Below are 4,497 nucleotides of genomic sequence, written 5' to 3' on the forward strand. Positions count from 1 at the left end.
CTGTAGCCGCCCCCGCCGCGACCGCCGCCGCAGCGGCCCCGGTGCGTGACCGGATTCCGCGGAATGCTCCAATTGGGGCATGTGCACGGCGATCATCAGTGTCGACCCGTCCTCCCCGGTCCCGGTTCTGCTCGTCGGCGTGCGGGACGAGTTCATCGCCCGCGAATGGGAGCCGCCGGCCCGGCACTGGCCGGACCGCCCCGGCCTCGTCGGCGGCCGCGACCTGCGCGCCGGCGGCACCTGGCTGGCAGTCGACCCGGACGCCCCGCGCGCCGCGGTCGTGCTGAACGGGCGCGGCGCCATGGCGCCCGAGGCGGGCCGCTCGTCGCGCGGGGAACTGCCGCTGCGGGTCGCCGCCGACGGCAAGCTCGGCCGCCCCGACCTCGCCGCGTTCGACCCCTTCCACCTCGCCGGCGCCGAACCCGACCGGGTCCGGCTGTGGAGCTGGGACGGCGCGGCGCTCACCGAACGCGACCTCGGCCCCGGCCTGCACCTGATCGTCAACAGCGGGCTGGAGGGCCGGGACCAGCCCGAGGGGCAGACCGAGGACGCCTACATGGAGGCGCGGCTCGCCCACTTCCGGCCGCGGCTGACCGCCGCACCGCGCCCCGAGCCCCGCCCGGGCGACTCCCTGGAGCGGGCGTGGGGCGCGTGGCTGCCGCTGGTGAACGGCGACGGGCTGGCCCGCGCCGACCACCGGGCCCTGCTCCCGCTCCTCGACCTCGGCGACGGCCTCGTCTGGGGCACCACGTCCGTCAGCCTCGTCGCGCTCGCCCCCGGCGGCGTCCGCTACGACTTCAGCGCCGCCCCCGGCGACGGCGCCGCCTGGACGCGCGTGCTGTAGGCGGACCCCGCGTGCCGTAGGCGGCCCCGCGTGCCCGCACGTGACCGCTGACCGGCCGTCCGACGGCAATCCCTGCGGAGCCTGACTCTCGGTGCTAGGTTGGCTACCCGATGCCATCGGGGGGGCGATGAGCAGCTACGCCGAGGTCGAGACACGGGAGCTGAGGAAGGCCACGGGCGACGCCGAGGCGGTGGAGGCCCGCAGCCCCTTCCGGCTGGCGTTGCGCAGGTTCCGCCGCGACCGGGTCGCGGTCGCCGCCCTCGCCGTCCTCGCCGCGATCGCGGCGTTCGCGGCGCTGGCGCCGCTGTGGGCGCACCTGACCGGCCACCCCTACAGCGCGACGTTCCCGGCGACGGGCCTGGACGCCGGCGGGCAGCCGCGCGGGCCCGGCGGCCGGTTCCCCCTCGGCGCCGACCAGCTCGGCCGCGACGTCCTCGTCCGCGCCGCCTACGGCGCCCGCGTCTCCCTGGCCGTCGGGATCCTCGCCGCCCTGCTCGCCGCCCTCGCCGGAACGGCGGCGGGGACGCTGGCCGGGTACGCGGGCGGCGCCGTCGACACCCTCATCGCCCGGCTGATGGACGTGACGCTCGCCCTCCCGTACCTGCTGGTGGCGATCATGCTGGCGACCACGTTCCAGGTCACCTCCGCCGCCGCGAGCCTCGCCCTGACGATCGCGGTGATCGCGTTCTTCTCGTTCGCGGCGTTCGGCCGGGTCGTCCGCGGCCGGGTGCTGGCGCTCAGGCGCGCGGAGTTCATCGACGCGGCCCGCGCGCTCGGCGCCACCGACGCCCGGATCATGGTCGCGGACGTGCTGCCGAACCTGGTCCCGCAGATCACCGTGCTGACCTCGCTGCTCATCCCGGCGTCGATCGTGTTCGAGGCGACGCTGTCGTTCCTCGGCGTCGGGGTGCGGCCGCCGATGCCGAGCTGGGGGTCGATGCTCGGCGAGGGCGGCGACGCCGTCCAGACGGCCTGGTGGCTGCTCGCCGTCCCGGGCGTCCTGCTGCTGGCGACCACGCTGTCGTTCAACCTGCTCGGCGACGGCGTCCGCGACGCCCTGGACCCGCGCGCCGCCCGCCCCGCCGACGGAGGAGGCGGCCGCCCGTGACGCGATTCGCCGCGCGCCGCCTGCTGTACGCGCTCGTCGTGCTGTGGCTGGTGTCCACCCTGGTGTTCGTGTTCCTGCACGTCTCGCCCGTCCCGGTGGAACGCGTTATCGGCGGGCCCCGCGCCACCGCCGACACCCTCGCCCAGATCCGCCGCAACCTCGGGCTGGACCGGCCCCTGCCCGTCCAGTACTGGCTGTTCCTCGGGCGGCTGCTGCACGGCGACCTCGGCGACTCCTACATCAACGGGACGCCCGTCACCACCCTGATCGGCGACCGGCTCCCCACGACGCTGTGGCTGGTGTCGGGCGCCGGAGTCCTGTGGTTCGCCGGCGGCGTCGGCCTCGGCGTCCTCGGCGCCATCCGTCCGCGCGGCGTCCGGGACCGCGCCGCGACCGTGTTCGCGCTGGCCGGGCTGTCCACGCCGCCGTTCGTGGTGGCGCTGGCGCTGCTGCAGGTGTTCGCGACCCGGCTCGGCGGCGCCGGCGTCCACCTCTTCGAGGCCGGGCCGCCGCTGCAGGAGCACTTCCTCCGCCGGATGGTCCTGCCGTGGATCGCGCTGGCGTTCCTCATGCTCGCCTCCTACACCCGCCTCACCCGCTCGGCGATGCTGGACGTGCTCGCCGAGGACTACGTGCGCACGGCCCGCGCCAAGGGCCTGCCCGAGCGCCGCGTCGTCCTGCGGCACGGGCTGCGGCCGGCGCTGGCCCCGGTCGTCACCCAGTTCGGCGTCGACCTCGGCGCCCTGATCGGCTCCACGGTCGTCACCGAGAAGGTGTTCGGGCTGCAGGGCGTGGGGCAACTGGTGTACCGGTCCATCACCGCCGGCGACACCCCGGTGATCATCGGGGTGACGCTGCTGGTGACGTTCTGCGTGGTCGCCGCGAACCTGCTGGTCGACATCGGCTACTGCGTCCTGGACCCGCGCGTCCGCCTCGCCTGACGGCCGCGGAACGCCCGGCCCGGGGACGCTCCCGGACAGATGCCGTGATCTCGAATTCAAGCCGCGAACTGCGCATGGATAAGCTTTCGGGTATGCGATCGTGGCCCGCCTCCGAAGTCCCCAGCCTGTCCGACGCGGGACTCCCCGCCGCGACCCGGCCGCTGAGCCTGCACGACACCGGGACGGGGACGGCGCGCCCCACGTCCCCGGACGGCACCGCCCGCATGTACGTGTGCGGGATCACCCCCTACGACGCGACCCACCTCGGCCACGCCAACACCTACCTGTCGTTCGATCTCGTCAACCGGGTGTGGCAGGACCTCGGCCTCCGGGTGCACTACGTCCAGAACGCCACCGACGTCGACGACCCCCTCTTGGAACGTGCCCGCGACACCGGGGAGGACTGGCGCGCCCTCGCCGACCGGGAGATCCAGCTGTTCCGCGACGACATGACCGCGCTGCGGGTCCTGCCGCCCGACCAGTACATCGGCGCGGTCGAGGCGATCCCGCTGATCATCGAGATGATCGAGAAGCTGCGCGGCCGCGACGCCGCCTACGAGGTCGGCGGCGACGTCTACTTCCCCATCGCCTCCGACCCGGCGTTCGGGCAGGTCAGCCGGCTGTCGCGGGAGGAGATGGCGCCGCTGTTCGCCGACCGCGGCGGCGACCCGGACCGGCCCGGCAAACGCGACCCGCTCGACGCGCTGCTGTGGATGGCGAAGCGCCCCGGCGAGCCCGGCTGGGAGTCGCCGTTCGGGGAGGGCCGCCCCGGCTGGCACGTGGAGTGCTCCGCCATCTCCATCGAGTACCTCGGCATGGCCTTCGACGTCGAGGGCGGCGGCTCCGACCTGGCGTTCCCGCACCACGAGATGGGCGCCTCCCACGCCCAGGTCGCCACGGGCGAGCGGCCCCACGCCCACGCCTACGTCCACGCGTGCATGGTCGGCCTGGACGGCGAGAAGATGTCCAAGTCGCGCGGGAACCTCGTGTTCGTCTCGAAGCTCCGCGAGGCCGGCGTGGACCCGATGGCCATCCGGATGGCGCTGCTCGCCCACCACTACCGGTCCGACTGGGAATGGACCCCGGCCGCCCTCGACGAGGCGAACGCCCGCCTCGGCCGCTGGCGCGCCGCCGCGGCCCGCCCGTCCGGCCCGCCCGCGGCGCCGCTCGCCGCCGCGGTCCGCGACCGCCTCGCCGGCGACCTCGACGCCCCCGGCGCCCTCGCCGCCTTCGACGCCTGGGCCGCGGCGGCCGGAACGGACGAGGCGGCCCCGGCCCAGGCCCGCGCCATCGCCGACGCCCTCCTCGGCGTCGCGCTCTGAGCACCTACCGCAGCACGTAGCAGTCCCAGTCGGCCGGGGTGCCGGCGTTGCCGCGGAGCCGCGCCTCGGCGTCCGGCCGGTACTGCGACGTGCACACCTGCGTCATGGTGATCGGCGTCTCCACGCCGATGTCGCCGTTGCGGGGAACGCAGTACCAGTCGCCGGACCGGAAATCGGGTTTGCGGTCGCGGGCCGCGCAGTACTTGCCCGGGTCGGGGGAGCCGAGCACCACGGGGGTGGGCGGCGGGTCGCTGGTCGGCGGCGTGCCGCCGTTCCCCCCAC

At 75.3% G+C, this 4,497-nt stretch carries 5 protein-coding genes; 4 read left to right on the plus strand and 1 reads right to left on the minus strand.

Features of this window, described 5'->3' with window-relative positions; genetic code table 11:
* The first annotated feature begins 79 nt into the window (after positions 1-79).
* The 4 genes from E1293_RS44815 to mshC all read left to right on the plus strand — a co-directional run bounded on the left by E1293_RS44815 (position 80) and on the right by mshC (position 4,215).
* On the plus strand, positions 80-844 hold the full coding sequence (locus E1293_RS44815; RefSeq protein ID WP_132205911.1) for an NRDE family protein: 765 nt from the start codon (positions 80-82) through the stop codon (positions 842-844).
* Between the two features lie 127 nt (positions 845-971).
* Complete coding sequence (locus E1293_RS44820; protein ID WP_132205913.1) at positions 972-1,952, plus strand: ABC transporter permease; 981 nt, start codon at positions 972-974, stop codon at positions 1,950-1,952.
* On the plus strand, positions 1,949-2,893 hold the full coding sequence (locus E1293_RS44825; protein WP_132205915.1) for an ABC transporter permease: 945 nt from the start codon (positions 1,949-1,951) through the stop codon (positions 2,891-2,893). The genes E1293_RS44820 and E1293_RS44825 overlap by 4 nt, the downstream gene beginning before the upstream one ends.
* A gap of 92 nt (positions 2,894-2,985) precedes the next feature.
* A complete protein-coding gene (gene mshC, locus E1293_RS44830; protein WP_132205917.1) occupies positions 2,986-4,215 on the plus strand; it encodes a cysteine--1-D-myo-inosityl 2-amino-2-deoxy-alpha-D-glucopyranoside ligase in 1,230 nt (409 codons plus the stop codon).
* A 4-nt stretch (positions 4,216-4,219) separates the two neighbouring features.
* On the opposite strand, the gene E1293_RS48275 is transcribed toward mshC, so the two are convergent.
* Positions 4,220-4,497: hypothetical protein (locus tag E1293_RS48275; RefSeq protein WP_165978691.1), on the minus strand; the 278-nt coding region annotated here is incomplete at its 5' end.

Source organism: Actinomadura darangshiensis (assembly GCF_004349235.1).
Classification (GTDB): domain Bacteria; phylum Actinomycetota; class Actinomycetes; order Streptosporangiales; family Streptosporangiaceae; genus Spirillospora; species Spirillospora darangshiensis.

Coding starts and splice junctions, on each gene's coding strand:
- E1293_RS44815 (WP_132205911.1), top strand. CDS start 80: ATGTGCACGGCGATCATCAGTGTCGACCCGTCCTCCCCGGTCCCGGTT.
- E1293_RS44820 (WP_132205913.1), top strand. CDS start 972: ATGAGCAGCTACGCCGAGGTCGAGACACGGGAGCTGAGGAAGGCCACG.
- mshC (WP_132205917.1), top strand. CDS start 2,986: ATGCGATCGTGGCCCGCCTCCGAAGTCCCCAGCCTGTCCGACGCGGGA.